Here is a 26608-nt window from a genome sequence, read left to right as displayed (position 1 = left end):
GATCGTGCCGGGACAACACTATTGCGTATCAGTTGCAAGAACGAAGCATGGGCTCCTGCTTATTCCTCACACCCCGTCGGGCACAATGGTCACCGTTCCGCGTAATGACCGACAAGGGTGAGTGACTGTGACAGGGTCGCCGGTGGTGCTGGGCATCGAGTCCTCCTGCGACGAGACGGGAGCGGGCCTGGTCCGTGACGGCGTGCTGCTCGGGCAGGCGGTGGCCTCGTCGATGGACGAGCACGCCCGCTACGGCGGGGTGGTGCCCGAGATCGCCGCCCGGGCGCACGTCCACGCGATGGCGCCGGTGGTCCGGGAGGCGCTGGACCGCGCCGGACTCACCCTCGCGGACGTCGGCGCGGTCGCGGTGACCACCGGTCCAGGGTTGGCCGGGGCACTGCAGGTGGGCGTGGCCGCCGCCAAGGGGTACGCCTTCTCGCTCGGCGTCCCGCTGTACGGCGTGCACCACCTCGCCGGGCACGTCGCCGCCGCCACCCTGGACGGCGGCCCGCTGCCCGACCCGTGCGTGGTGCTCATCGTCTCCGGTGGCCACACCTCGCTGCTGCTGGTGCGCGACCTGGCCCGGGACCGGATCGTCCACCTCGGCGACACCCTGGACGACGCGGCCGGCGAGTGCTTCGACAAGGTCGCCCGGGTCCTGGGGCTCCCCTACCCGGGCGGTCCGGCGATCGACCGCGCGGCGCGCGAGGGCGACCCGACGGCCGTCCGGCTGCCGCGGCCGCTGACCGGGCCGCGTGACGACCCGTACGCGTTCTCCTTCTCCGGCCTGAAGACCGCCGCCGCCCGCTGCGTCGAGGCCGGACGCGAGCCCCGGGTGGCGGACGTGGCGGCCGCGCTGCAGGAGGCGATCGCGGACGTGCTGACCCGCAAGGCGGTGCGGGCCTGCCTGGACCACGGGATCGGCACCCTGGTGGTGGTCGGCGGCGTCGCGGCCAACTCCCGGGTGCGGGCGCTGGCCGAGCGGCGGTGCGCGGCGGCCGGGATCGCGCTGCGGGTGCCGCCGCTGCGGCTGTGCACGGACAACGGCGCGATGGTGGCGGCGGTCGGCGACCTGCTGGTCCGCTCGGGCGCGGAGCCGGCCCCCGCCGACGTGTCGGTGGATCCGTCGGCTCCGCTGGAGTTCGCGGCCCTCGCCCCGCGGGCGACCTGAGAGGAACCCGCCCGGGACGGCCACCGGCCCGGCCCCAGCCCGGACCTGACAACGTTTCGGTCTCGCAGCCCGGCAATCCGTTCCCGGGGCTTCCCTCCGCGTTCTCCGGTGTGCCATTTTACATGTCACACAGCAAGGCCCGTGCGCCCCACCCAGCACGGCCACCCCCACCCCGACGGCCCCGGAGGCCCCCACAGATGCGTCCCTCCTCGATGGCGAAGGACGGCGCGCGCAGACTCCCTGCGCTCGGCACCGCCCTCCTCCTCTCGCTCGGCCTGTTCGCACCGGCGGCGCACGCCGCCACCACCGCCGCCGCCCCGGCCGGGCAGCCGCCCGCCCCGGCCGCCTCGGCGGGCAAGGCCGCGCCGCGCGCGATACCCGTCCCGAAGTCCCCCGACACCCCCAAGGACGCCCGCCCGCTCGCCTCGGACCCGCAGGCCAGGGCGACCGCCCCGACGGCGGGCAGCTCCGTCGGCGCCGCCCCGGCGGCCCGGGCGCTCACCGCCGCCTGCGACGTCTCCGCCTTCACCGGCAAGTCCGGTGCCGCGCTGGTCCAGCAGGTCGAGGCGGCCGGGCTCGACTGCGTCAACTCCCTGTTCACGCTCACCGGAAACGACGCCAAGGGCGCCTTCAACGAGGCCCAGATGGTCACCGTCGCCAACGCCCTGCGCGACACCGCCGCCACCTACCCCGGCGACAACTCCACCTCAGCCGGGCAGCTGGTGCTCTTCCTGCGGGCCGGCTACTACGTGCAGTGGAACAACGCCGACGCCGTGGGCCCGTACGGGGCCGGCCTCAAGACCGCCATCCGCGGCGCGCTGGACGCCTTCTACGCCGCCCCGCACAGCAAGGACGTCACCGACGCCAACGGGGCGACCCTCGCCGAGGCCGTCACCCTGATCGACAGCGCCCGGGAGAACGCCCGCTACACCGGCGTCGTCAAGCGGCTGCTGAACGACTACACCGGCAGCTGGCCCACCGCGATGACCAGCGCCGTCGCCAACACCGAGACGGTCATCGAGCGCGGCTTCGAACTGCCGGAGTTCGTCTCCGCCCTCCAGGCCGACCCCGCCTTCGCCACCACCGTGTCCTCCTTCGTCACCCGCAACAGCGCCGTGATCAACGGCGGTGACGTGGTCACCAGGGTCGGCATCCAGCTGGGCAACCTGGTCGCCCACGACGCGCTGCGCGCCCAGGGCCGGCCGGTCCTCAAGGACCTGATCAACCGCTACCCGCTGGTCGGCGCCACCGGTCCGCTCACCATGAACCTGCTCTGGTTCACGGAGAACAAGGACAGCGGCAACTGCTCCTACTACGGCACCTGCGACGTGCCGGCCAAGCTCGTCCCGCTGGTGCTCACCGTCGACCACACCTGCAACGCCAACCTGCGCGTCCGCGCCCAGGACATGACCGCGCAGCAGCTCGCCGACACCTGCGCCAGCCTGGTCAACCAGGACGCGTTCTTCCACAAGGTCGTCAAGGACAACGGCGCCGTCCCCGGCGACAACAACACCAGCCTCGAGGTCGTCGTCTTCGACGACTACTACAACTACAGCCTGTACGCCTGGGAGATGTACAAGATCGCGGTCGACAACGGCGGCATGTACGAGGAGGGCGACCCGGCCAAGGCCGGCAACCAGGCCCGCTTCATCGCCCACGAGGCCTCCTGGCTGCGCCCGTCGTTCCAGATCTGGAACCTCAACCACGAGTACACCCACTACCTCGACGGCCGCTACGACATGTACGGCGACTTCGAGGCCGGCATGACCACCCCGACCATCTGGTGGGTCGAGGGCCTCGCCGAGTACGTCTCCTACAGCTACCGCGCCGCGCACTACGACGACGCGGTCGCCCAGGCGGCCAAGGGCACCTACGCCCTGAGCACCCTGTTCGACACCACGTACGACAACGCGGACTCCACCCGCATCTACAACTGGGGCTACCTGTCCGTCCGTTACATGCTCCAGTCGCACCCGCAGGACGTCGCCGCGCTGCTCGCCAAGTACCGCGCCGGCGACTGGAACGGCGCCCGCACCCTGCTGAAGACCACCATCGGCACCCGGTACGACGCCGACTTCGCCGCCTGGCTCAAGCAGTGCGGCGCCGACGCCTGCGGCTCGCTGCCCACCGACCAGGCCCCTCTGTGCACCGCCGCCGACGTCCGGCAGTACGACAAGAACTGCCGCCGGGACGACGTGGCCGCCACCACCGGGAACTACGCCTACAGCTTCCTGTACCTGCCGGCCGGCGTGCGGCAGCTGACCGTCACCACCAGCGGCGGCACCGGCAACGCCGACCTGTACTACAACGGCGGGGCCTGGGCCACCACCGGCTCGTACCTGGCCAAGTCCACCAACAGCGGCAACTGGGAGACCCTCACCATCACCAACCCGCCGTCCGGCTGGGTGTACTTCAGCCTCTTCGGGCAGCAGGGCTTCGGCGGCGTCACCGTCACCACGACCTACAACTGACCGTTCGCACCGTTCACGACGTATCGCACAGCAGGGCCCCGCGGCTTCGCGGGGCCCTTCCGCGTTCCCGTTCCGGGCCCCCACCGCACTTTCCCGGAGGTTATAACGATTCGACCACCGAATAGCCCGTCAACAAGGCGCAGAGATCGCATACTTCTCTGCGGAAGGGGTGTCCGGACGGCGAACTTTCGGTTAGGGTCCATGAACAGATCAACCGTTCGGCGGCCGGCAACGGAATGCCGAATATCTCTGACGGCACGGGCGCGGCATTTCCGCCGGGCCCGCGATCCCAGAAATGGAGAGTAGTCATGAAGATGATCAAGGCGCTCGTGAAGAAGTTCAAGAAGGACGAGGACCTCGCGAACCACGCGTGGGTGCTGCACGTCATCTGACGTGGTCAGCCGTCGGCGGGGGCCCGGGTCGGCCGATCCCCCGCCGGCGCCGCGGCGCGTCCGGAATTCCCCCGGAGGCCGCCCCGAAAGCATTTCCCAGGCATTTCGAAATGGAGGCCGGAGTCCCGTGGAAGAAATGACGACGGCGACCGCACCCAGCCATTCCATCGTGTTCGCCCCGAGGATTCAGGACCTGCTGGCCAGGACCGGCAAGGTGTTCCGGATCGACCCGGCCAAGGTCGGCGTCGCGGACTCCCGGCTGATGGCCGAAATCGTCGCGGCCCGCCCCGTGCTTTCCACCGAGCGGTCGGTCTACAAACCCGCCGCCGGCGCCGACATCCCCCACGACAGCGCGACCCGGACGATCCGGGCGCTGGGGCAGGACGCCATTGCGGGCATCCGGACGCCCCCGCCGCCGGCCCGCGCGATGGCCGGCCCCTGGCCGTACGCGGGCACCTCCTATCTGCGCCGCTGGCTGTTCTCCGCCGACCCGCTGCCGGTCTCCCTGCTGTCGAAGCGCGGCGTCACCCGCTCCGACGCCCTCTCCCGGCTGGTCGACCGCGCCGTCACGCTCTGGCCCGGCTCCGCCGGCCAGGACGGGCGCACCGCGCTGGCCGGGCTGATCCGCGACGCCGACGACCCGCTGGAGCGCAAGCAGGCCGTCGCGATGTACCGGCGGGCGACGGCCACCCTCTGCGACGGCGTCGCCGCGCTGACCGGAAACGCCCTGTGGCTGATGGGCCCCGACCGGGACCGGCCGCAGGCCCGCGCCGGGCTCACCGCGGTCCTCTGGGAGACCCTGCGGCTCCTCCCGCCGGCCTGGATGCTGTACCGCGACGGCGGCGCGGCGTACGCCGGACTCCACCCGGAGATCCGGCCGGAGGACGACGTCGCGCTCTTCCCGCTGCTGATGCACCGCCACCGCGACTACTGGGCGGACCCGCTGGAGTTCCGCCCCGAGCGGTGGGACGGCGTCGCCGACCCGGAGAGGACGCCCGGGTTCATGCCGTTCGGCTTCGACGGCGCCCGCTGCTGGGCCAAGCACCTGGTCGTACCGCTGGCCGAACGGCTGCTGACCGTCGCCCTGGACAACCGCCTCGTCGTCCACACCCCCCAGCCGCAGGCCCAGGTGCCGCTGCGCTCCCTGCTCTCCGTACGGTTCGAGGCGCGGGTCGGCACCTGACGCCCCGGCACCCCGGTGCACCCCCGGCGCCAGGCGCACCCCCGGCGCCCCGGAAGACCCTGACCACCACGGGACACACCATGGAATCGCCCACACTGGCCGACTGGGTCGGCGACGTCCGCGGCTTCACCGGCCGCCAGTGGCAGCGCGAGCCCGCGCTCTTCCCCCGGGAGGACCCCGGGGCCTGCGCCCCGCCGTTCGACCTCAACGAGCTGGACGCCGCCTTCGACGGCGGGCTGCTGCGCACCCCCTACCTGGAGCTGGTCCGCTCCGACAAGGTCACCATCCCGCCCGAGGCCTTCACCACCCCGCGCGTGGTCAACGGCGTCACCCACCACGGCTTCGCCGACCGCGCGAAGGTGCTCGCGCTGCTGCGCGGCGGGGCGACCCTGCTGCTGCGCCGCGTCGACCAGTGGCACCGCCCGACCGGCGACCTGGTGGCCCGGCTGTCCGAGGAACTCGACCGGCCGGTGGAGGCCTTCTTCTTCGTCACCCCGGCCGGCGGCCAGGGCCTCGCGGTGCACCGCGACGACGCCGACGTGTTCGTCCTCCAGGCCGCCGGGCGCAAGACCTGGTACGTCCACGACGCACCGGCGACGGCGGACTGGCGGCTCGGCGAACTCCCGGACGGCGAACGCTCCCCGCTGCGCCTGCACGGCGTCCTCGAACCCGGCGGCGTGCTCTACGTCCCGCGCGGCTTCGCGCACCGCGCGGTCGGCGCCGGAGGCCTGTCCGCCCACCTGTCGCTGACCGTCCGCGACCTCTCCGTCCAGGACCTGCGCACCGCCCTGGCGGGACAGTTGGCCGAAGGCCTCGGCCTGCCCGACCGCCCGCTCGGCGAGGCCGCGATCACCGAGGCCTGCGCCGCCCTGCTCGACCACGCCCGGGCGCGCCTCGACGCCCTCCGACCGGAGGACCTGCTGCGCGCCGCCCGGGCCCGCCCGCCGGCCCCCCGGGCCACCACGGAGACCCTCGCCGAGGCGGCCCGGACCTGGGAGCCCGGTGCGCCCGCCGCCGGACGCACCGGGCCGTCCTCCGTCAGCCGGACCTGGCGCAAGCTGCGCGGCGCGGCCCGCGCCAGGGGCTGACGGCCGGACCGGTCAGCCGTTCTCCCCGGCCCGCTGGGCGGGGATCGAACGGTCCCGCTGGAGGTCCAGCAGTTCGCGGAACAGGCCGTCCGGGCGGGCGGCCAGCTCGGCCCAGGTGCCGGACTGGACGATCCGGCCCTGGTCCATCACCAGCACCCGGTCCGCGACCGCCGCGTTGGCGATGTTGTGGGTGACCAGCAGGATGATCCGCCCGGGGGCGAGGTCGCGCAGCGCGTGCAGGATGCGGTGCTCGGCACGCGGGTCCAGGTCGGAGGTCGGCTCGTCCAGGATCAGCAGGCCGGGGCTGCGCTCCGTACGGTAGAGCGCCCGGGCGACCGCCGCGCGCTGCCACCCGCCGCCGGACAACTCGGCGCCGCCCCACCACCCCTGGGCCAGCAGGGTGCGCCAGCCGGAGCGCAGCCGGGCGACCACCTCGTCGAAGCCGGTACGGGCCGCGGCCTGCTCGACGTCCGCCATCGGCCGCTCGGTGAGGTGCCCCAGGTGGACGTTCTCGGCGGCGCCCAGCGGCCAGCGGGCGAACTCCTGCGGCACCCGGGCCACCCGGGCCCACATGGCGTCCGCGTCCAGCTCCTCCACCGGGACGCCGTCCCAGGTGATCCGGCCGGACTGCGGCAGGTAGAGGCCGGAGAGCAGCTTCAGCAGCGTCGACTTGCCGCTGCCGTTCTGCCCGATGACGGCGACCACCTCGCCGGCCCGCAGGGTCATGCTGACCCCGCGCAGCGCCGGCTCCTGCTGCTCGCCCGGGTAGCGGTGGACCAGGTCGGTGACCTCGACCGACGCCGGCGCCGCGGGCACCAGTGCACCGCGCCGGATGCGGTGGCCGCCGGCCTCGTCCAGGAAGGTGAAGTAGTCGTCCAGGTAGAGGCCCATCCGGTAGAGCCGGGCGCCGTTGCCGACCAGGCCGTGCAGACCGGTGGCGGCGGTGCGCAGCGCGAAGGTGGCGGTGCCGGCGGCGGCCAGGTCGATCCGGCCGCTCGCGACCAGGTAGAGCAGGGTGCCCCAGATCAGCGCGCTGCCCGCGCCGGTGCCGAGCGCGGCCAGCAGCGAGACCCTGGCGGCCTGCCTGGTCGCCCGGTCGGTGGCGGCGACGATCTTCTCCTCGGCGCGCCGGTACTTGGCCATCAGGAACGGCGTGACCTGGTCCGAACGGACCTGGTCGGCCCGGGTCTTGTCGACCAGGAACCAGCGGTAGACGCGCAGCGCCCCGCGGTCCTCGTTGGTGGTCACCGCCGCCAGGTAGTGGATCCGGGCGGTGCGGACGGCGCCGACGCCGGTCGGCACCGAGCCGAGCAGCAGCAGCGGCACCAGCCAGGGGTGCAGGGTGGCCAGGACGCCCGCGGCGGCGGCCAGCGAGACAGTGGAGGCGATCACGTCCTGGGCGTTGGAGAGCAGGTCGGGCGTGGTGGAGGCACCCCGGTCGGCGGCCTCCCACTGCTCGTTGTACGCGGGCTCGTCGTAGGCCTCCAGCTCGGCGGCGCACCCGGCCGCGATCAGCGCCAGCTCCGCCTCCCGGGTGATCCGCGGCGAGACCCGACCGGACAGGCCGACCACGGCGATGCCCAGGACGGCGCGCAGCGCGGCCGAGACGGTGAGCAGCAGCAGCGAGGGCGCGGCGGTGCGCAGGTGCTCGGTGACCGGGCCGGGCACCAGCAGCGCGCCGAGGGTGCCGGTGGTGGCGTACAGCGCGAGCGCCCCGAACACGCCGGCCAGCGCCTGGCAGACCAGCAGCAGCACGGTGGACGTCCGGTCCGCCGCCCAGGCCAGCGTCAGCGCCCGCCGCACCAGGTTCGGCAGGCGGCGCAGCATGGCGCTCGCCGACATCGCGGCGCCGGCCCGGGCGCGGCGGTCGCCGGGGAAGCGCAGGCGCAGCTCCTCGTCGTGCTCGGGCTCGTCGTGCTCGGGCCCGTCCGTCCGGTCCGGGGTTCGGTGGGGATTCACGTCCTGCTGGGACACGGTGTTCCTCCCTGGTACGGCGGCCGGGGCCGCGGTGGATCCGCACCCGGGCAGCCCTCGGCGCCGGGTGGGTGCGCCGGGGCGGCAGCGGTGCCGGCGGGCACGCCGCGAGGGGCGGTCCGCCGGTGCGGACCCCGATCCTGGCAGCGGCCCGCGGGGCCGACCGGCGTGTCCCGGGCGGTCTCACTCGATCCGGGCAAATCCGTGTCGGCGACGGCGAGTTGGTGGCAGTCGATCACCGGGGAGGTCCGTGATGTTCGATTCGCCCCGCGGGCGCCGGGGTGGCAGCGGGCCGTACCGAGGGTCACGATGGAAGCCCGGCCACCGCCGGTCCCGGCCCGATCGGAGCGCCATGAGCGACCAGCACAACGTCGTCCTGCTGACCTTCCCCGACGCCGGTGCCTGGCGCCCGGCGTTCGACGAGGCGCAGCACCTGCCGGGCCTGCGGATGGTGGCGGCGATGGAGCGCAGCGCCGACGGACTGCTGGAGGTCAGGGACACCTACACCCGGGGCGCGGGCATGGCCACCGTCGGTTCGGGGGTGCTGGGCGGCCTGATCGGGCTGCTCGGCGGGCCGGTCGGCGTGCTGCTGGGCTTCGCGGCGGGTGCGGCGCTCGGCAACGCGGCCGAGGAGCACCAGGCGGCCGAGGGCGGCGCCGGGCTGATCGTGCTCTCGCCCCGGGTGCCGGACAGCGGCGCGCTGCTCGTTCTGGAGGTCAGGGAGTCCGCGCCGGGACCGGCCGACGAGCTGGCCGCCCGGCACGGGGCCGCGGTCGAGCGGATCGACGCCCACGACTTCGCCGAGCGGATCCGGGCGGCCGAGCAGCGGGCGGAGGAGGAGACGGCGGCCGGGCAGGCGGCCGGCAGTGAGGGCCCGGGCCGGAAGGGTGAGGGATAGCGACGGCGGGAGCCCGGGGTCGACGTCCCCGGGCTCCCGCCGTCGGCTGCCGCTGCTACGGCCGATCAGCCGCCGGTCGGACGAGGTCGAAGCGGTCCGCGTTCATGACCTTGACCCAGGCCGCGACGAAGTCCTCGACGAACTTCTCCTTGGCGTCGTCGCTCGCGTACACCTCGGCGACGGCCCGCAGCTCGGCGTTCGAGCCGAAGACCAGGTCGGCGCGGGTGCCCGTCCAGATGACCCGGCCCGACTCGTCCCGGCCCTCGAAGGTGTGGGCGTCCTCCGAGGTGGCCGTCCAACTGGTGCCGAGGTCCAGCAGGTTGACGAAGTAGTCGTTCGTCAGCACGCCGGGGGTCCTGGTGAACACGCCGTGCGCGGACCCGCCGTGGTTGGCCCCCAGCACCCGCAGGCCGCCGACCAGCACGGTCAGCTCGGGCGCGCTGACGCCCAGCAGGTTGGCCTTGTCGAGCAGCAGGTACTCGGCCGGCAGCCGGTTGCCCTTGCCGACCCAGTTGCGGAAGCCGTCCGCCCGGGGCTCCAGGGCGGCGAAGGACTCGGTGTCGGTGAGCTCCTGCGGCGCGTCCACCCGGCCGGGGGTGAACGGCACCTCGACGGCGACGCCGGCCGCCTTGGCGGCCTGCTCGACGCCGACGCCGCCGGCCAGCACCACCAGGTCGGCGATCGAGACCTGCCTGTCGCCGGCCTGCGCGTTGAACTCCTGCTGCACGCCTTCCAGGGCGCGCAGCACCGGGGCCAGCCGGTCGGGCTCGTTGACCTCCCAGCCGATCTGCGGCTGGAGCCGGATCCGGCCGCCGTTGGCGCCGCCGCGCTTGTCGCTGGAGCGGAAGGAGGAGGCGGCCGCCCAGGCGGCGAAGACCAGGTCGGACACCGGGAGGCCGGTGGCGGTGATCCGCCGCTTGAGGTCGGCGACGTCGGCCGCGCCGATCCGCTGGTAGGTGACCTCCGGCAGCGGGTCCTGCCAGAGCAGCTGCTCGCTCGGGACCTCCGGGCCGAGGTAGCGGACCACCGGGCCCATGTCGCGGTGGGTCAGCTTGTACCAGGCACGGGCGAAGGCGTCGGCGAACTCCTCCGGGTTCTCCAGGAAGCGCCGGGAGATCGGCTCGTAGACCGGGTCGAAGCGCAGCGACAGGTCGGTGGTGAGCATGATCGGCACGTGCCGCCGGGCCGGGTCGTGGGCGTCCGGGACGGTGCCCTCGCCGGCGCCGTCCTTGGGCTTCCACTGGTGGGCGCCGGCCGGGCTCTTGGTGAGCTCCCACTCGTAGCCGAACAGCGTCTCGAAGAAGCTGTTGTCCCAGGTGATCGGGGTGGGCGTCCAGGTGCCCTCCAGACCGCTGGTGATGGCGTCGCGGCCGACGCCGGTGCCGTAGGTGCTCTTCCAGCCGAGGCCCTGCTGCTCGATCGGGGCGTCCTCGGGGGCCGGGCCGACGTTGTCCGCCGGGCCGGCGCCGTGGGTCTTGCCGAAGGTGTGGCCGCCGGCGATCAGCGCGACGGTCTCCTCGTCGTTCATCGCCATCCGGTGGAAGGTCTCGCGGATGTCGCGGGCGGCGGCGATCGGGTCCGGGTTGCCGTTGGGGCCCTCGGGGTTGACGTAGATCAGGCCCATCTGGACGGCGGCCAGCGGGTTCTCCAGCTCGCGGTCGCCGGTGTAGCGCTCGTCGCCGAGCCAGGTGGTCTCGGGGCCCCAGTAGACGTCCTCGTCCGGCTCCCACTCGTCGACCCGGCCGCCGCCGAAGCCGAAGGTCCGGAAGCCCATGCCCTCCAGGGCCACGTTGCCGGACAGGACGATCAGGTCGGCCCAGGACAGGGCGCGCCCGTACTTCTTCTTCACCGGCCACAGCAGGCGGCGGGCCTTGTCCAGGCTGGCGTTGTCGGGCCAGCTGTTCAGCGGGGCGAAGCGCTGCTGGCCGCCGCCGGCGCCGCCGCGGCCGTCGCTGATCCGGTAGGTGCCCGCGCTGTGCCAGGCCATCCGGATGATGAAGGGGCCGTAGTAGCCGAAGTCGGCCGGCCACCAGTCCTTCGAGGTCGAGAGGACCTCCTGGATGTCCCGCTTGACGGCCGGGAGGTCGAGCGTCCGGAAGGCCTCGGCGTAGTCAAAGTCCGCACCGAGCGGATTGGCCACGGCCGGGTTCTTCGCGAGGATCTTCAGATTGAGCCGTTCCGGCCACCACTGGCGGTTCCCGCCGCCCTGGGTGGGGTGCGGCGCGCGCCCGTGGACCACCGGGCAGCCCTCCGCCTTCGCCTCTACGCCGGTTGCATCGTGGATGTCAGACATGGGAATCCTTCCCTCACAAGGCGGATCACGGTGTCTTCTGCTACCTACGGCACCTACTGCTGCTGTCTCGTCCTGGCGCGCCACGTGCTGCTCCTGCTCGCCGCCGGGTACGGCGGTGACGGGAGTCACGTGTGCTGCTACCCAGGCTAGCGCCGGAGCCGATCCTACGATGGACGGAATCCAAGTCAAGAAAGACACCAAAGCCATATCCGATCGGGATTCGGAAGGGACCGGATCCGCATTGGTAAACTCCGGTCCTCCCCTTGACCTGAATAGGTGAACCGTTATGAGTGACCTGCTGGAGCGGCTGCGCGGGCGCGGCTGGCGTCTCACCTCGCAGCGGCGTGTCGTGGCCGAGGTCCTGGACGGCGAGCACGTGCACCTGACCGCCGACGAGGTGCACGCCCGGGCGGCGGAGCGCCTGCCGGAGATCTCCCGGGCGACGGTCTACAACACGCTCGGTGAGCTCGTCACCCTGGGTGAGATCATCGAGGTGTCCACCGACGGGCGCGCCAAGCGTTACGACCCCAACGCCCACCGCCCGCACCAGCACCTGATCTGCACCGGCTGCGGCGCCATCCGCGACGTCCACCCGCAGGGCAACCCGCTGGCCGACCTGCCGGCCGAGCAGCGCTTCGGATTCGCCGTGTCCCAGGCGGAGGTCACCTACCGGGGGCTGTGCCCGGCCTGCTCGGGCTGAGCGTTCCGGCACACGGCGGGGCCGCACCGTCGCCCGCGCCGGCGGCCGGTCGCGACGCGTCGCGGCTGCGCCCGTCGACCGCCGGCATCCCGTAGGGTCGGCCAGATGGCGAAGTACTTCGACGTGCACCCCGACTCCCCCCAGCCGCGCACCATCGGCACCGTGGTCGACAGCCTCCGCTCCGGGGCCCTCATCGCGTACCCGACCGACTCCTGCTTCGCGCTGGGCTGCCGGCTGGACAACCGCGACGGCCTCGAACGGATCCGGTCGATCCGGCGCCTCGACGACCGCCACCACTTCACGCTGATGTGCGTGGACTTCGCGCAGCTGGGCCAGTTCGTCCAACTCGACAACGCCGTCTTCCGCGCCGTCAAGGCCGCGACCCCGGGCAGCTACACCTTCATCCTCCCGGCCACCAAGGAGGTCCCGCGCCGCCTGATGCACCCGAAGAAGAAGACGGTGGGAGTCCGGATCCCCGACCACGCCGTCACCAGGGCGCTGCTCGCCGAACTCGGGGAGCCGCTGCTCTCCAGCACCCTGGTCCTGCCCGGCGACGACGAACCGATGACCCAGGGCTGGGAGATCAAGGAGCGCCTCGACCACGTACTGGACGCCGTGGTGGACTCGGGCGACTGCGGCACGGAACCGACCACCGTCGTCGACTTCTCCGGCGGCGCACCGGAGATCACCCGGCGGGGGGCCGGCGACCCGTCCCGCTTCGAGTGACGGGCCGGGCGCACCCGAGGGGCAGCCTCGGCTCCGCGGTGCCCGCCCGGGCACCGACCGGGCCGCGCTCAGTCCGCGAGCTTGTCGCTCAGCTGGCTGCGGGAGGTGATCCCGAGCTTCGGGAAGATCCGGTACAGGTGGGTGCCGATCGTCCGCGGCGACAGGTGCAGCTGACGGCCTATCTCCTTGTTGGACAGGCCTTGCGCCGCCAGCTGGGCGATCTGGACCTCCTGGGGCGTGAGCAGGTCCCGGCCGACGGGGCTCTGGCTCCTGCTGCCCTCGCCGGCCGAGCGGAGCTCCTGGGCCGCCCGTTCCCGCCAGGGCTCCACGCCCATGGCCGCGAAGGACTCCCGGGCCGTCCGCAGCGGATTGCGGGCCTCCGTCACCCGGCGGCGGCGCCGTAGCCAGGTGCCGTAGGCGAGCATGAGCCGGGCGCGGACGAAGGGCGTACGGGACATGTCCAGCTCGAACGCCGACCGGAAGTGCTCCTCGGCGTGCTCGTCGTCGGCGAGCAACGCCCGGGCGAACCCCAGGTTCACCCGGACCGTCTGGACCTCGCTCGCCCCGGCGGACGCGACGAGCTGTCGCAGGGCGGTCCTCGCCAGGGCCCGCTGCTCGTCGCCGGTGGCCGCCTCGGCCAGCTCCGTGATCGCCATGGTCTGCATGAACGGGTGGTAGGAGGGATCGGCGGGGTCGAAGACCCGCCAGACGCAGGAGAACGCCTCGGCGTGGTGGCCCGCGGCGAGGCCGATGAGGCCGCGCGTGATCTGGACGTACGCCAGCTTGGACGGGTCGACCACCGTCAGCCCCTGGCCCTCCGCCTCGCCGATCGCGACCAGCGCGGTGTCCAGGTCCCCGCTCAGGGCGGCGAACTGCGCCCGCGCCACCCGCGCGCCGGTCAGCCAGCGCGGCTGCGCGTTCTCCTCGGCCAGCCGTGCCGCCTCGGCCGCCGCCGGGAGCCCGGTCTCCCGGTCGACGGTGTGCACGGTGGCGAGGGCGAGGAACACCAGGCTCTGGGCCAGCGGGCCCAGACGCCCCTGCCTGCGCAGGCCGTCCGCCGCGTGGCGGACGAATCCGGTGACCTGGTCGTAGGCGTTCACCATGATGGCCGCATTGGCCAGGGCGGCAGCGGTCAGGACGTCGTACCCGCCCTCGCGTTCGAGGCGCCGCAGCCGGTCGAGCACCGTCGCCGACGCCTCCACCGGGGCGGCGGCCGCCAGCGTGCACACCAGGTCCGGGTGGAGTTCCGGCACCGGCAGCCGCTCGGCGGCCGCCACGACCCGCTCCCGCAGTTCCCGCCCCGGGTCCGCCCACCAGCAGCGCCGCGCGGCCGCGCGCAGCAGCCGCAGGGCGAGTTCGGGATCGCCCGCCTCGGCGGCCTGCTCCGCCGTGGCGACCAGCAGGTGGAGCCGGGACGTGCTCGTGTCGGACTCCGACTCGAGCCAGTCGCGCAGCAGGACCACGCGGGCTCGCTCCAGCCCGGCCGGGCCCAGGGATTCGGCCTGCTGCACCAGGTCCGACGCGCGACCCGTCTGGCCGAGTTCGAAGCGCAGTTCCGCGGCGCCGAGGAGGCGGGCCACCCTTCCCGCGGGGGCCTCGCTCAGCGCGGTGGCGCGTTCCAGTGCGGTCAGGGCCGTCGCGGGGGCACCGAGCTCCCGCGCGTCGAGAGCCGCCTGGTCCAGTTGCCGTGCCACCGCCTCGTCGGGGCGACCGCCGGCCGCGGCCCGGTGCCACGCCTGCCGGTCGGGGTGTCCCCGCAGGGTGCGGGCGAGCGCGCCGTGGGCGGCCAGACGGTCCGCGAGCGAGGCCGACCGCAGAACGGCGGAGCGCAGCAGGGGGTCGGTGAAGTCGGCCCGGAGCCTGTCGATGCGCACCAGGCCGGCGGCCATGGCGGGCTCCAGGGAGCCCGCGGACACCTCGGTGCCCGTCAGGGCCGAAGCCGCGGCGAGCACCTCGGCCAGCGCACCGTCCTCGGCGGTGGCCGCGACCAGCAGCACACGGCGCGTCTCGGACGGAAGACCGGCCAGCCGCGAGGAGTAGGCACGCTCGAGTCGGGCGGTGAGGGGAAGCTCCGGCGACGCCGGGAAGTCCGACGGCACGCCGTTCGTCCCCAGGGCGACGGGCAGCTCGGTCAGTGCGAGGGGGTTGCCGGCCGACACCTCCGCCACCAGGCGGCGCGTCCCCGGCGCGAGACCGGGGTTGCGGGCGTCCAGCAGGGCGTCGACCGCGCTCCGGTCCAGGGGCTTGAGGTGGAGTTCGTCCAGGTCGGGGGCGCCCGGCCACGCCGTACGGTCCTCGCGGACGGCGACGAGCAGGCCGAAGGGCGCGGAGCCGACGCGGCGCGCGAGGAACCCGAGGACGTCCAGGGTCGGCGTGTCCATCCACTGGGCGTCGTCCACGACCAGCAGCACGGGAGCCTCGGCGGCCGCGTCGCCGAGCAGGCCGAGGACGGCCAGGGCGATCATGAAGAACCGGGGACCTGAGGTGCTGTAGGACGGATCCGCCATGCCGAAGGCGTCGAGCAGCGCCTGTGCCTGCGCGGAGGGGAGGCGCGAGACGCGACCCGTCATGGCGTGGGTCAGCTGGTGCAGCCCCGCGAACGGCAGATCGGTCTCGGACTGGACACCCGACGCCCTCAGGACGGTGAACCCCGAGGCCCTGGCCCGGGCGACCGCGTGGTCCAGGAGGGCGGACTTGCCGATCCCGGGAGCCCCGCGCAGCAGCAGCGCGTCGCCGCGCCCGGGGAGCCCGTCGACCAGTTCGTCGACGACCGACAGCTCAGCCTCCCGGCCGAACAGTCCGGAGCCTGACATCCGATGTTCCTCTGCGCCCGCGCCAACGTCCTGACCTGGACCGTTGCAGTGTACGTGCGCGCAGAGCACCGCCGGAACGCGCCGGCAACCATGTGTCCGGCACCACACCGACCGCAGTCGCTTCGCAGTCATCCGGCCGCCGACGTAAGTCATCCGGTGTTCCATGCTGGATGCGCCGGCGGGCCGACGATTCGCCCGTGGCACCGTCCAGGGCCCGGTGTCCTGATGCCCCTTCGACCTGACCTGGGAGGAACCCGGTGTCCGCATCTCTCTCCACCGCCCAGCTGTCCGCCTCCGACCGGGCGGAGAGCTGGCACGACGCCGTGTCCCACGCCTTCGTGCCGATGGCGGTGAGCCTCCTGGAGGAGGTGCCCTCGCCCGGGGAGATCGTCGGCCACCAGCTGGGCCCGGTGCGGATATCGAGGGTCCAGGCCGGGCCGCAGGTGGTGACGCGCAACAGGCGCCTGATCACCGACGGCGACTCGCCGTCGCTCATCGTCAGCCTGCAGGAGCGGGGCACCGCGATCAAGGAGCAGGACGGGAGGGAGGCGCTCGTCCGGCCCGGCGAGTTCTCCATCACCGACACCTCGCGGGTCTTCCGGAAGACGCTCGAGGACGACTTCGCCTTCACCTCCTTCCACTTCCCCCGCACGGAACTGGACGTGCCGGAGAAGGACCTGCGGGAACTCACCGCGACGGTGTTCAGCGGAGCCGAGGGCAGCGCCGCACTGCTGGGGACCTACCTGTCGAGGATGGCGCGCGAGGCACCGGGGCTGGACGAGGCCGTCGGGCGCCGGGCCGCGGCGACGGCGCTCGACCTGCTGGCGCTCCTGGTCGACGACCGGCGCGGGCGCGCCCGCACGCGGGGTTCGCGGACCGCGGCCTCGCTGGAGCGGGTCAAGGACCACATCCTGCGCCACCTCCGCGATCCGGACCTGTCTCCGTCGGGGATCGCGGAGGCGAACTTCATGTCGGTGCGCCTCCTCCACAAGCTGTTCCAGCAGGAGGGCGTCACGGTCGGCGGGTGGATCCGCACGCAGCGGCTGGAGCGCTGCAGCCGGGACCTCCTGCGGCCGCTCGCCGAGGAGCTCGGGGTGGCGGGGATCGCCCGACGGTGGGGCTTCGCCAACTCCAGCCACTTCAGCCGCGCCTTCCGCGACGCCTACGGCATGACACCGAGGGACTGGCAGACCAGCGGCAGGACACCGGGGTGACGCCCGCCGTACGCCCGGACGACTCATCGGTGCGGACCGACGCACGGGACCGGTACCCGAAGTCGTACGGCGTTCACCGGTCCACCACCGTACGGCCGGCGGAGCGCCCTCCCCGGCGCCAGCGGACGGGCAGGCTCTTCAACCCGTTCTGGAAGTTGGAGACGAGCCGCGTCGGCGGTACGCCCGGAGTGAGTTCCAGGTCGGGCAGCTCGGCGACGACCCGCCGGAGCAGGGCCGACATCTGGATCCTGGCGAGTTGCGCTCCCACGCAGAAGTGCGGGCCGTAACCGAAGCTGACGTGGTCGTTCGGCGTACGGGTGATGTCCAGGCGGTCCGGTTCGGCGAACACCGATCCGTCGCGGTTGGCGGAGGCGTGGTACACGACCACCTTGTCACCACGGCGGATCGGCTGCCCCCCGAGCTCCACGTCCCGCTCGGCGGTGCGCCGGAACTCCATGACGGGCGGCCAGAACCGCAGCAGCTCCTCCACCGCCGACCCGACCAGGTCCGGCCGTCGGCACAGCAGACGGTACTGGTCGGGGTGGGTGAGCAGGGAGTACAGCCCACCCGGCAGACCGTTGCGCAGGGTCTCGTTGCCGGCCACCGCGAAGAGGAAGAACATCGTCTCGAACTCGGCGACGCCCAGCCCGGCTTCCCGCATCCGGGCCACGATGCTCCCGGGCGGCGGCTGTTCGGCCAGCGCGTGCGCGTAGGCGAACATGTCCGCGAGGGCGGCGCGCGAACGCGGGTCGACCGGGCGGCCGTCGGGGGTGGTGAGCGCCTCCGGGCGGCGGGCCAGCGCGGCCCGGCCGAGGTCGGTGAGCCGGGACGGGTCGGCGGTGCTGGACCGGGCGTGGTCGGGGTCCTGGTAGCCGATGACCCGGTTCGACCAGTCGACCAGCAACTGCCGGTCCTGCTCGGGCACGCCCAGGATCCGGGCCAGTGTCCACACGGGCAGGTCGGCGGCGAGCGGCACGAAGTCGGCCTCGCCGAGCGGGCGGACGGCGGCGACGAGTTCGGCCGCCCGCCGCTCGATGCCCTCGCCCAGCTCCCGGAGCGCCCGCGGGGTGAACGCGGCCGCGACGGCCCGGCGCAGCCGGGAGTGGTCGGGCGGGTCCTGGTTGAGCATCATCGCCCGGGCGAACTCCAGGTCCGCCGGCGTGTCGGGGTCACGGATCTGGGTCGCCCCCAGGTGCGAGGAGAAGTCCCCCGGGCTGCGCAGCACGTGCTTCACGTCCGCGTGCCGCAGCACCGCCCAGTACCCCGGCCCGCCGGGCCAGCCGCCGACGGGCGGCTCCTCGACCCGACAGACGGGAGCGGACTCCCGCAGCTCCCGGAGGAGTTCGTACGGCACGCCGCGGGCGTAGGTGTCCGGGAGGAAGATCTGGTTCACGTACGCCTGGTCGAGGGTCACGTGCACGGACGGTACGGCAGGGCCGCCACGATGTCATGGACGGCGGCGAGTTGGTCGCCCCGACGGGCCGCCGGCCCGGCCGGTCGCCGCCTCGACGGCCGCCGTGGGCGCTGCGGCGGCACAGCCCGCCGACGTCGTGGTATTCCGTGGCCTGGTCCGTATGCGCCCCGCTAGACTCCGCCCGCTCGACCACGTGTGTGGTTTCCGTGAGCACGATCCGACCAAGGCGGGGGGAGTAGATGAACGTGCTGCCGATCGGCAGACGAGCACGACGAAGGCGGGGTGGAGGCGGGCCCGCAGCCGCCTGTGGGGCCCTGCTGTTGGCCGTCGTGGCCTCGTTGGTGGTCCCGACCGCACCGGCCCGGGCCGCGGCGCCGGAGCCGACGGCGGCCGCTGCCTCGCCGCAGGCGGGCGCCCCGGCGGGTCCGACCTCGACCCCTGACCCGACCCCGACCCCGGCGCCGGGCGCGACCGCGGGCGCCACGCCCGCCGCGCCGGACCGGAAGGCCGACCAGGAGGCGCTCGCCCGCGACCTGCGGGAGGCCGACCCGAGCGGCCCGTGCCCGGCCTCGCTCCAGCCCGGTACCGTGACGGACTGCGCCGTCGACGCCAACACGACCACGGCCTTCAGCCTCGACCTGCCGCAGCAGAAGGACCTGCTGCTGGTGCAGATCGTGGCCGCCCAGGGGTCCGTGACCCCGAGCGTGGTCGCACCCGACGGCACCGCCGTGGCCTGCGACGACCCGGTCGGCCCCAGCTGGAGCAGCAACCGGACCCTGCGGTGCGCCACCACCCGGGCGGGCACGTACACGCTGAAGGTCGGCACCGGCGGCTCGGCGACCGCGCTCGCGCTGTCCTACCTGCCGCTGCTGTCCACCACGGCCTGCCGCACGGTCGGCGGCACCGACCTGGCCTTGGGCGCCCCGACCGTGTTCCACGCTTCCCTGGCCCTCGGCGCGGCCGCCGACTGCTACCAGCCGAGCGGCCTCGCCGCCGGCGACGTGCTCCGCACCGAGGCCACCCAGCCGGGCGTGACCATCGTCGTCTACGACGCCACGGGCGCCGAGGTCTGCGGCAAGTCCGTCTACCCCGACTGCCGGCTCACCGGGACGGCGCCGTTCCGGATCACCGCCCAGCGCTACAACGGCGCGGCCCAGACCTACGACCTCTCCACGGCCCGGCTCTCCCACCCGGACGGCTGCGCGCTGGTCGAGCCCCAGGCCTTCGGAGTCTCCCCGGACCTGACCTCCACCGCGCGGTGCCGGACGCTGCGCGTCACGGAGGCCGCGCGGTACCTCTTCGGCTCGGTCAAGGGCGACGGCTCCGGCGTCGCCGGAAGGCTGTTCGCGGTCGACGGCACCGCACAGAACGTGCTCTGCCTTCCGCCCTCCTGCGACCTGACGCCGGGTGACTACACCTGGACCGTGGATGCGTACACCGCCCCGGCGGGCGCGTTCGGCATGGCACTCCACTCGGCCAGGGAGACCCGGGGCTGCGTCGCCGCCGGCGATACCGGTCTGACGACCGGTCCCGCCACGGGCACCTTCGACGGACCCGGCCAGCGGCTCTGCCTGACCCTGCCGACCGCCTCCGGCAAGGGCGTCTACCTGCTCAACCGGCCGCCCGCCGACGGCGCGGCGGTCGTCGGCGAGGTCACCGACGCCTCGGGCGCCAAGCAGTGCGACTTCGGCAACGCGACCACCGTCTGCCGGCTGACCGGCACCGCCCCGTTCCGCGTGGTGCTGACCGGCTCCCCGTCCAAGGCCTACGGGCTGGTGGTCCACCGGACCGAGGAGACCGCCGGCTGCACCGCCTGGCCGCGGACCGGGTTCGACGGCAGCTGGGGCGTCGAGGTCCCGATGCCGCAGGGCTCGACCCAGGCCGCCTGCCTGAGCCTGCCGGCGGACGGGCACTCCACGTCCGAGGTGATCGACTACACCAACCTCAAGAACGCGCTGAACGCCGAGCTGAAGATCGTGGACAGCCGGGGCGGCGAGGCCTGCTCGTTCATCTCCTCCGGCAACTCGGCCAAGTCCTGCACCCTGACCGCCGACGTCGCGTACACCGCGCTGCTGATCCCGATCCGGACCTGGGAGGCCGACAGCTACAAGCTCACCCGGCGGGACATCTCGCCGCAGGCGCAGTGCCTCTCCCCGTCCTCCACCGCGTTCGGCGGCCCGTCGCTCGGGTTCGACCTGACCTCGACCCTCGACGCCCAGTGCGTCCGGGTCGACGCCGCGGCCACGGACAGGTTCTGGATCGGCTCGCGGCCGGGCTCGAACCGCTACGGTCCGGGGATCCTCGCCGCCGTGTTCGACACCGGCGGGAAGAACGTCTGCACCCAGTGGGGGACCAGCTGCCTGGTCACCGGCTCGACCTCGTACACCATGGTCCTGTTCGCGGCCGGCTACCGGGACAAGCCCATCCGCACCAGCGTGGACACCTGGAAGGTCGGCACCGCCGACGGCTGGGCCCGGGAGTGCACCGCCCACCCGGTCTCGATCGACGGGTTCCCGCAGCACAGCGGGGTGTTCACCGAGGACTCGACCGGCTACTGCGCGGTGGTCGACATGAAGCCCTCGCAGTCCTTCAACATCGTCGGCAACAGCAGCGCCCCCTCCGGCCAACAGCCCACCATCAGCCTGCTGAGCGGCGCCCACTGGGACCGCGGCTACCTCGGTCACCAGTGCAACGCCGGCAGCGGGTTCGGTGCCCGGTGCCAGACCACGAGCAGCGCCGACGCCGGCCAGGCCGTCCTGGTCGTCGGCCCCGGCACGTCCGGCCTGCCGGTCGAGTACAGCCTGCAGGGCACCTGCGACTCCTCCTGTCCGCTCCCACGGCCGCGGCCCGTCCTCACCTCGGTCAGCCCGTCCGCCGGCGCCGCCGGGACGAGGGTCCAGGCCGTGATCCGGGGCACCGGGCTGAACCTCGGCAGCAAGGCGAAGCTGGTGGGCAGCGGTGTCTCCGGCACGCAGTACCTGGAGACGCTCTCGGTGAGCGCCGACGGCACCGCGCTCGACGTCCTGCTCGACACCAGGAGCGTGGCGCCGGGCCGCTACGGCATCGAGATCGACGGCGTCTACGGGGTCTCGCTCCCCGACGCCTTCACCGTCACCCCCGCCACCGCCCCGGCCAAGAGCCGCTTCGTCCCGATCGACGCGGCCCGTTTCCTGGACACCCGGGACGGCACCGGCACCGGCACCCCCGGCCGGCGGGTCGGCGCGGGCGGCGTGGTCAACCTCCAGGTGGCCGGCGTCAACGGCGTCCCGGCGACCGGCGTCACCGCCGTCGTCATGAACGTCACGGCCGTCAACCCGACCGGCTCCGGCCACGTCACCGTCTACCCCGACGGCCAGCCGCTGCCGTACGTCTCCAACCTCAACTACGAGGCGGGGAAGATCATTCCGAACCTGGTGACGGTGCCGGTCGTCAACGGCAAGGTCAACCTGCGCAACAGCGCGGGCGAGGTCGACCTGGTCGCCGACGTAGCCGGCTACTACACCGACGGGGCCACCGGCTCGGCCTTCTCCCTGATCACCCCGGCCCGTTTCCTGGACACCCGGGACGGCACCGGCACCGGCACCCCCGGCCGGCGGGTCGGCGCGGGCGGCGTGGTCAACCTCCAGGTGGCCGGCGTCAACGGCGTCCCGGCGACCGGCGTCACCGCCGTCGTCATGAACGTCATCGCCGTCAACCCGACCGGCTCCGGCCACGTCACCGTCTACCCCGACGGCCGACCGCTGCCGTTCGCCTCGAACCTCAACTACGAGGCCGGCCAGGTCGTCGCCAACCTGGTGACGGTCCCCGTCGTCAACGGCAAGGTCAACCTGCGCAACAGCGCGGGCGAGGTCGACCTGGTCGCCGACGTCACCGGCTACTACGGCGACTCCGGTGCGACCTACTCGCCGGCCACCCCGGTCCGCCTGCTGGACACCCGCAGCGGCCTCGGCGCCCGGGCCGGAGCGCTGAGCGGCCACGACGGCATGGTCAGCCTGCAGGTGGCCGGCGTGGAGGGCATACCGATCACCGGGGTCACCGCCGTGGTCCTGAACGTCACGGTCACCGAGCCGACGGGGGACAGCAACCTGACCGTCTACCCGCACGGCACCGCCCGCCCGGGCGTGTCGAACATCAACTTCGCGGCCGGGCAGACCAGGGCCAACCTGGTCGTCGTCCCGGTCGTGGACGGCCGGGTGACGTTCTCCAACAACTGGGGTGACGTCCACGTGGTCGCCGACCTGAACGGCTACTTCACGGCCTGACCCCGGACGGTCCCGGACCGTTCCGAACGCTGCCGTGGCGCCCGATCCCCGGGCGGCACGGCAGCGCCGTTTCCGGCTTCCATAATGGAGGCCACGACAACGCGGGGCGGTGGGGGCGAGCACGTGCGGCAGGGGTGGCGGGTCCGGAACGGGATCGACGGCGGGACCGTCAACGGCGATGCCTTCCAGGCCGGGGAGATGACTTTCAACCAGTACGCCGCGCCGACGGCCGAGGTGCGGTGGCCGGTGGTGATCGGGCGGATCCCGCCGAGGGCGACGGCCTTCCAGCCCCGCGCGGAGCTGCGGCGGGAGATCGACGAGGCCCGCGGGGAGTGCGGGACGGTCGTGCTGAGCCAGGTGCTGGCGGGCGGCGGGGGCGTCGGGAAGTCGCAGCTGGCGGCGCACTACGCGCGCGAGGCGATCGACGCGGGCACCGACCTGGTGCTGTGGGCCGACGCCGCCGAGCCGTCCGCCGTGACGGACCTGTACGCCCGGGCCGCGGCGGCGGTCCGGGCGCCGGGGGCGAGCGGCGAGGCCGAGCAGGACGCCGAACGCTTCCTGGCCTGGCTGGCCGCCACCGAGCGCGGCTGGCTGATCGTCCTCGACAACACCACGGAGCACACGCCCGAGCAGCTGTGGCCCGCCACCAGCCGGGGCGGCCGGGGCCGGGTGATCGCGACCACCCGGCACCGGGGCGCCGCCAGTACGGGCGGGGACCGGATGCTCGTGGACGTCAGCACGTACTCCGCCGCCGAGTCGGCCGCCTACCTGCGCGAACGGCTGGAGCGGGCGAAGTGCGCCCGCTTCCTGGACGGGCACGCGGAGGAACTGGCGCAGGAGCTGGGGCACCTGCCGCTCGCGCTGGCGCACGCGGCGGCCTACATGGTGAACACCCGGCGCAGCTGCGGCCGGTACCTGGAGCTCTTCCGCGACCGCTCGCGCAGCCTGGACGCCGTCCTGCCGGCCCGCTCCGGCGCCGACGGCTACCGGGGCCCGGTGACGGCGGCGCTGCTGCTGGCGCTGGACGCGGCGCGGCAGGAGGAGCCGGTCGGGCTGGCCGGGCCGGTGCTCCAGCTGGCCGCGCTGCTCGACCCGGCCGGGCATCCGGAGGAGTTGTGGGGCACGGAGGCGGTGCTCCGGCACCTCGGCGGCGTTCGCGGCGCGCCCGTCACGGCGGAGGACGCGTTGGACGCGCTGGCCGTGCTGCACAACTACAGCCTGGTCACCCTCACGGAGACCGCCGGCCGGGAGGTGACCCTGCACGCGCTCACCGCGCGGGCGGCCCTCGACATCGGCCCCGGCAGGCGACCGTCCACCCACGTGGCCGCCGATGCCCTCCTCGAACTCTGGCCGGCCGCGGACTACAGCGCGGCCGGTCTGGCAGCGGCCCTCCGGGCCAACGCCGACGTGCTCGCCGGGCACAGCGCCTCCGAGCTGGTCCAGCCGTCCCTGGGGATCCACCCGCTGCTGTTCCGGTGCGGACTCAGCCTCGTGGAGGCCGGGCTGTACTCGACCAGCATCCAGCACTGGCTCGGCCTCTCCACCACGAGCGGGCGCGTTCTGGGCGACGACCACCCGGACACCCTCACCGCCCGCAACAACCTCGCGCACTCGTACTGGGAGGCCGGACGCACCGACGACGCGATCACCCTCCAGGAGCAGGTCCTCGCCGACCGCCGGCGCATCTTCGGCGCCGACCACCCCGTCGTCCTCATGGCCCGCCACAATCTCGCCGCCAGCTACTCGGACACCGGCCGCGTCGAGGACGCGATCACCCTCCAGGAACAGGTCCTCGCCGACCGCCGGCGCGTCCTCGGCACCGACCACCCCGACACCATCACGGCTCGCAACAACCTCGCCGCCAACTACTCGGACATCGGACGCGTCGACGACGCCATGCGCCTCCAGGAGCAGGTCCTCGCCGACCGCCGGCGCGTCCTCGGCGCCGACCACCCCGCCACCCTGCTCGCCCGTCACAGCCTGGCCGTCATCTCCTGGAACGCCGGCCGCCCGGACCGGGCGGTGGAGATGATCCGCGAGACGGTGGAGGATCTCGACCGCGTCCTCGGACCGGACCATCCGTCGACCGTGCTGGCCAGGGAGGACCTCCTCGAAGTGACCCGGGGCCCTCAGCCCGACGCCGCCCAGGACAGCAGCAGCCGCAGTCCGTCGTCCGACGGCGAGCCCGGGTCGGCGGTGTAGGTGACCAGGGCCTGGCCGGGGTCGTCGGCGGGGCGGAGGGTGTCGTAGGCGAGGTCCAGGGTGCCGGCCAGGGGGTGGCGGAAGGACTTCCGGCCCGAGGTCTTGTCGGCGACCGGGTGTTCGGCCCACATCTGCTGGAACTCCCCACTGCCCAGGCAGAGTTGGCCGACGAGTTCGGCGAGCAGCGGGTCGTCGGGGCGGCGGCCGGCCTCCAGGTGGAGGAAGGCGACGTTCTCCCGGGCGCAGGTGGCCCAGTCGGCGTAGAGCTCGCGGGAGGACGGGTCGAGGAAGGTGATGCGGGCGATGTTGCGGTCCTCGACGGGCAGGGCGCCGTAGTCGCCGAAGAGCGCCACCGCGGCGCGGTTCCAGGCCAGGATGTCCATCCGATGGCCCATCACCATCGCCGGGGTGTCGTGGAGTCGCGCCAGCAGGTGCAGCAGGGAGGGGCGCGGCTGCTGGCGGGCGGCGGGGCGCCGGGGGCGGGCGGTGGGGCGGGCGAGGCGGTGGAGGTGGCCGGACTCGTCGGGCTCCAGGCGCAGGGCGCGGGCGACGGCGTCGAGGACGGCGTCGGAGGGGTTGCCGACCCGGCCCTGTTCGAGCCGGGTGTAGTAGTCGACGCTGACTCCGGCGAGGTGGGCGAGTTCCTCGCGGCGCAGCCCGGCGACGCGGCGGCGGCCGCCGTAGTCGGGGAGGTCGACGTCCTCGGGCCGCAGGCGGGCGCGGCGGGTGCGGAGGAATTCGCTCAGGGCGCTGCTCGGGTTCACGGTACGGATTGTCACCCGGACGGGCGCCTCCGTGCCTGGTCCTGCCAGGACCAGGCACGGGCGGCCACGGCAGAGCGGGCACCCGACGGTGCGGTCGGCCGCGGGCACCCGGGGGAACGGTCAGCCGGTCAGGGACGGGAAGGCCGGGACGAGGCCGCCGTCGATCACGACGTCCTGGCCGGTGATGTACGAGGAGCGCTCGGAGAGCAGGAAGGCGACCGTCTCCGCGACGTCCTCGGCGGTGCCCAGCCGGCCGAGCGGGACGTTGCCGCGGATCGGCTCGTGGTCGGCCGGGTCGGGGATCGCCTCGTGGAACATCTCGGTGACGATGTAGCCCGGGCTGACCGAGTTGACCCGGATGCCGCGCCCGGCCAGCTCGGCGGACAGGGTGCGGGCGAGGCTGAGCACGGCGGCCTTGGTGGCGGCGTAGACGGCGGCGCCGGGCAGCCCGCGGTGCGGGGTCCAGGAGGCGTTGAGGACGACCGAGCCGCCGCCGGCCGCGGCCAGCAGCGGCAGGGCGTGCTGGACGGTGAAGAAGACGCCCTTGAGGTTGGTGGCGACGATCCGGTCGAACTCGGCCTCCGCGACCTCCTCGACCGGCTGGAAGCCGGCCACGCCCGCGTTGGCGAAGACGCCGTCGAGCCGGCCGTACCGCTCCCGCACGGTGTCGGCGAGCCGGGCGAGGTCCGCCGGTACGGAGGCGTCGGCGCGGACGGCGAGCAGCCTGTCGCCGGCGTCGAGCGTCGCCGCGGCGCGGGCGAGCCGGGCGTCGTCGCGGCCGGTGATCACGACCCGGGAGCCGGCGGCGAGCAGGTGGCGGGCGGTGGCGAGGCCCATGCCGCTGGTGCCGCCGGTGACGAGGACGGTGGAGTTCGAGGAAGTGGAGTTCATGGCGTCCACCCTCGCGACCCGCGCCGGGCGGACACCAGGCCCGCTCCGACCCTGGGTCCGGCAGAACCACCCGCCGACCGGGAATCGGAGCGGCCGTACGGTGGTTGGCCCCAGGCGACGGTCCAACACGGCACTCGCGAACGGGGCTTCCC

Annotated in this window: 16 protein-coding genes; 10 read left to right on the top strand and 6 right to left on the bottom strand. The window is 73.7% G+C overall.

What is annotated here, in order from left to right; all coding sequences use genetic code 11:
- Window positions 1-127: 127 nt before the first annotated feature.
- From tsaD to ACFY0X_RS10365, 4 genes are all read left to right on the top strand, one after another.
- Entirely contained in the window at window positions 128-1171 is a 1044-nt protein-coding gene (tsaD, locus tag ACFY0X_RS10380) for a tRNA (adenosine(37)-N6)-threonylcarbamoyltransferase complex transferase subunit TsaD (protein ID WP_387751656.1), read from the top strand.
- A gap of 197 nt (window positions 1172-1368) precedes the next feature.
- Entirely contained in the window at window positions 1369-3642 is a 2274-nt protein-coding gene (locus ACFY0X_RS10375; RefSeq protein ID WP_387751654.1) for a M9 family metallopeptidase, read from the top strand.
- Window positions 3643-4170: 528 nt separating this feature from the next.
- The gene (locus ACFY0X_RS10370) at window positions 4171-5217 is read left to right on the top strand and encodes a cytochrome P450 (protein WP_387751651.1); all 1047 of its coding nucleotides are present in this window, start codon (window positions 4171-4173) and stop codon (window positions 5215-5217) included.
- Between the two features lie 80 nt (window positions 5218-5297).
- On the top strand, window positions 5298-6305 hold the full coding sequence (locus ACFY0X_RS10365; RefSeq protein ID WP_387751648.1) for a JmjC domain-containing protein: 1008 nt from the start codon (window positions 5298-5300) through the stop codon (window positions 6303-6305).
- Between the two features lie 12 nt (window positions 6306-6317).
- On the opposite strand, the gene ACFY0X_RS10360 is transcribed toward ACFY0X_RS10365, so the two are convergent.
- Complete coding sequence (locus ACFY0X_RS10360; protein ID WP_387751645.1) at window positions 6318-8279, bottom strand: ATP-binding cassette domain-containing protein; 1962 nt, start codon at window positions 8277-8279, stop codon at window positions 6318-6320.
- A 352-nt stretch (window positions 8280-8631) separates the two neighbouring features.
- Here ACFY0X_RS10360 and ACFY0X_RS10355 point away from each other — a divergent pair, with 352 nt between their 5' ends.
- On the top strand, window positions 8632-9177 hold the full coding sequence (locus ACFY0X_RS10355) for a hypothetical protein (protein ID WP_387751642.1): 546 nt from the start codon (window positions 8632-8634) through the stop codon (window positions 9175-9177).
- A gap of 55 nt (window positions 9178-9232) precedes the next feature.
- On the opposite strand, the gene katG is transcribed toward ACFY0X_RS10355, so the two are convergent.
- Entirely contained in the window at window positions 9233-11470 is a 2238-nt protein-coding gene (katG, locus tag ACFY0X_RS10350) for a catalase/peroxidase HPI (RefSeq protein WP_387751639.1), read from the bottom strand.
- Window positions 11471-11756: 286 nt separating this feature from the next.
- Here katG and ACFY0X_RS10345 point away from each other — a divergent pair, with 286 nt between their 5' ends.
- Both ACFY0X_RS10345 and ACFY0X_RS10340 read left to right on the top strand, forming a co-directional pair.
- Complete coding sequence (locus ACFY0X_RS10345; RefSeq protein ID WP_387751636.1) at window positions 11757-12170, top strand: Fur family transcriptional regulator; 414 nt, start codon at window positions 11757-11759, stop codon at window positions 12168-12170.
- Window positions 12171-12275: 105 nt separating this feature from the next.
- On the top strand, window positions 12276-12896 hold the full coding sequence (locus tag ACFY0X_RS10340) for an L-threonylcarbamoyladenylate synthase (protein ID WP_387751633.1): 621 nt from the start codon (window positions 12276-12278) through the stop codon (window positions 12894-12896).
- 68 nt (window positions 12897-12964) lie between these two features.
- Here the strand turns inward: ACFY0X_RS10340 and ACFY0X_RS10335 are convergent, their stop codons facing one another.
- A complete protein-coding gene (locus ACFY0X_RS10335; protein ID WP_387751631.1) occupies window positions 12965-15709 on the bottom strand; it encodes a helix-turn-helix transcriptional regulator in 2745 nt (914 codons plus the stop codon).
- Window positions 15710-15966: 257 nt separating this feature from the next.
- Here ACFY0X_RS10335 and ACFY0X_RS10330 point away from each other — a divergent pair, with 257 nt between their 5' ends.
- A complete protein-coding gene (locus ACFY0X_RS10330) occupies window positions 15967-16923 on the top strand; it encodes a helix-turn-helix domain-containing protein (RefSeq protein WP_387751628.1) in 957 nt (318 codons plus the stop codon).
- 73 nt (window positions 16924-16996) lie between these two features.
- Here the strand turns inward: ACFY0X_RS10330 and ACFY0X_RS10325 are convergent, their stop codons facing one another.
- Window positions 16997-18337: a cytochrome P450 gene (locus ACFY0X_RS10325; protein WP_387751625.1), complete on the bottom strand. Its 1341-nt coding sequence runs from the start codon at window positions 18335-18337 to the stop codon at window positions 16997-16999.
- 329 nt (window positions 18338-18666) lie between these two features.
- On the opposite strand from ACFY0X_RS10325, the gene ACFY0X_RS10320 reads away from it, so the two are divergent.
- Both ACFY0X_RS10320 and ACFY0X_RS10315 read left to right on the top strand, forming a co-directional pair.
- Window positions 18667-22599: a hypothetical protein gene (locus ACFY0X_RS10320; protein WP_387751622.1), complete on the top strand. Its 3933-nt coding sequence runs from the start codon at window positions 18667-18669 to the stop codon at window positions 22597-22599.
- 198 nt (window positions 22600-22797) lie between these two features.
- Window positions 22798-24801 carry a tetratricopeptide repeat protein gene (locus tag ACFY0X_RS10315; RefSeq protein ID WP_387751620.1) on the top strand — a complete coding sequence of 668 codons (2004 nt, stop codon included), beginning with the start codon at window positions 22798-22800 and terminating at the stop codon, window positions 24799-24801.
- Here ACFY0X_RS10315 and ACFY0X_RS10310 read toward each other — a convergent pair.
- On the bottom strand, window positions 24729-25565 hold the full coding sequence (locus tag ACFY0X_RS10310) for a helix-turn-helix domain-containing protein (RefSeq protein ID WP_387751617.1): 837 nt from the start codon (window positions 25563-25565) through the stop codon (window positions 24729-24731). The genes ACFY0X_RS10315 and ACFY0X_RS10310 overlap by 73 nt on opposite strands.
- A gap of 120 nt (window positions 25566-25685) precedes the next feature.
- On the bottom strand, window positions 25686-26456 hold the full coding sequence (locus ACFY0X_RS10305; protein ID WP_387751614.1) for an SDR family NAD(P)-dependent oxidoreductase: 771 nt from the start codon (window positions 26454-26456) through the stop codon (window positions 25686-25688).
- Window positions 26457-26608 lie beyond the last annotated feature (152 nt).

It is taken from the genome of Kitasatospora sp. NPDC001547, from assembly GCF_042894165.1.
GTDB lineage: Bacteria > Actinomycetota > Actinomycetes > Streptomycetales > Streptomycetaceae > Kitasatospora.
This window is presented reverse-complemented; position numbering and strand designations above follow the sequence as displayed.